The sequence below is a fragment of the Nocardia sp. JMUB6875 genome, from assembly GCF_041154655.1.
GTDB lineage: Bacteria > Actinomycetota > Actinomycetes > Mycobacteriales > Mycobacteriaceae > Nocardia.
Genome location: NZ_BAAFGR010000372.1, coordinates 1 through 2,094, shown reverse-complemented (window position 1 = coordinate 2,094; position 2,094 = coordinate 1). Strand labels below are relative to the sequence as shown.

The window sequence follows — 2,094 nt, the reverse complement described above, 5'->3', positions numbered from 1 at the left end:
ACCATGGGTCACCGGCTTCCGGCGACGATGGAGGTGATGCGGACCTGGCCGTCGCGGGTGGTGGAGGTGGTGATGACCTGTTGCCAGGTGGTTTGGGTGCCGTCGGGGTGTTTCTCGTCGACGGTGACGTTCCATTGGTCGGGGCTCGCGCCGGTGATGGTGACGCAGTGTTTGGTTCCGGCGGGGGTGGCGGCGATGGCGTCGCGGGTGGCCTGTTCCGGGGCGACGCGGGCGTCGGGGGCGAGCAGGGCGCGCACCGCGGCCGGATCGCGCTGGACGTACCAGGCGTATTCGAGGCGCATGATGACGCCGGGCCCGCTGCCCAGATCGCCCGCGCTGGCCCCGCTCACCCGGTCCGGCGTGCTGACCTCCTGGCACCACGCCACCAGTCCCGGCTGGTTCGCGGTGGTCGTCGTGGGCGCGACCGCGGTGGCGGTGATCGGAACCGCCTGCGGCGCGGGCGAATCCCCGGGCGTGACCACCAGCCACACCACGACCGCCATGATCACGAGCACCAGCGACGCTCCAGCAATCGCGATGGCGCGGGTGCGGATCCGCAGTCGCCGCTGCGTCTGCGCCGCCCGCCGCCGCGCCTCCACGACCAGCGCCGCCATCGGATCCTCGGCCATCAATTCGTAAGGGCTGACCGCACTCCGGCGCTCACCCTCACGCTCCCCGCCCTCCCCGGACCACGACGCCTCGTTCAACCACGAAGCCCACCCGGGCGTCCCCGCCTCCGCCGCGGGCGCGACCTGCCCACTACCGGAAGGCACGAGCGCGGGCATCGGCGGCCGCCCAGCCCCCTGCCCAGCCCGGTCACGACCATCTCGACCCGCGTCGCCGCTGTCCTCGCGGCGCGTGAATCCGCCATCTGCTCGCCGAGCCGCCGCGCCGCCGCCACGAGGCCGCTCCTTGTTGTCCCCGGGCGTATTCGGACGCGACCAGTAGTGCGGGTCATCACCCTGAAGCGACGAGACCCTGCGCGCCCCGGTGCCCTTACCGATGTCGACCCGTGCACTGCCGCCGAGTTCACCTGCGCCGGAACGGCTCGGAGACCCGTCGCCCGCAGGTCGGTCGGGGCCGTCGCCCGCAGACCGATCGGGGCCGTCGTCCGCGGGTCGGTCGGGGCCGCTGCCGGTGGGTTGATGGGAGCTGCCGGTGGGGTGGTGGGAACCGACCCCGGATCGAGAGACATCGCCGGTGGATTGGCCGGTGGCCGATCCGCTCAGAGGGGCGTCGCCGGTTGGTTTGCCGGTGGACGTTTCGCTCAGAGGGGTGCCGCCCGTTGGTTTGCCGGTGGACCTTTCGATTGGAGGGGTGCCGCCAGTTGGTCGGCCGGTTGCCGGTTCGATTTGAGCGGCGTCGCCCGTTGATTGGCCGGAGGCCGGTTCGATTCGAGCGGCGTCGCCCCTTGATTGGCCGGTTGCCGGTTCGATTTGAGCGGCGTCGCCAGTCGATTGGCCGGTGGCCGGTTTGGTTGGAGCGGCATCGCTTGTTGGTTGGCCGGTGGCCGATTCGATTGGAGGGGGATCACCCTCGAGTCGTCCGGGGGCCGCACCGGTTGGCGGGGTGTCGCCGGTTAGGCGGCGGGCGCCCGACGCGATGCGGGTGCCGCCGAGGCGCACCGTGCCCGTGCCGGGACGCGGGTTGTCGCCGGTGAGGCGGGGAGCCGACCCCGGGCGCGGGGTGTCATCGGTGGGTTGGCTTGTGCGCGGGGCGGATCGCGGGGTGTCGCCGGTGAGGCGGACAGTGGGGAATCCGGGGCGGGGCTTGCCGGGCTCGGTTCTCGGCGCGCGTGAGTCGGTTGCCGTGGTGCCCGACGTCGTGGGCGCCGGGCCCGGTGCGACCTTGGCCGTACCGGGTTCGGTGGGTGCGACCTTGGCCGTACCGGGTTCGGTGGGTGGGAGCTGGGCCGTGCCGGGTTCGGCCGGTGCGGCCTGGGCTGTACTGGGTTCGGCTGACGCTGATTGGGCTGCACCAGGTTTGGCCGGTGCTGCTTGGGGTGCAGCGGATTTTGTCGAGGCTGATTGGGCTGCACCGGATTCGGTCGGTGCTGCCTGGGGTGTGGCGGGTCCGGTCTGCGCGGCCTTCGGG

The 2,094-nt window shown here is 72.4% G+C and carries 1 protein-coding gene; it reads right to left on the bottom strand.

All coding sequences use genetic code 11. The annotated features are described in order from the left end of the window. Positions 1-8 precede the first annotated feature (8 nt). Entirely contained in the window at positions 9-785 is a 777-nt protein-coding gene (locus ACAM49_RS39955; protein ID WP_369640703.1) for a hypothetical protein, read from the bottom strand. Positions 786-2,094: the final 1,309 nt, after the last annotated feature.

Bases quoted from the DNA above. Each gene is read 5' to 3' on its own strand.
- ACAM49_RS39955 (WP_369640703.1), bottom strand. From the start codon at position 785: ATGCCCGCGCTCGTGCCTTCCGGTAGTGGGCAGGTCGCGCCCGCGGCG.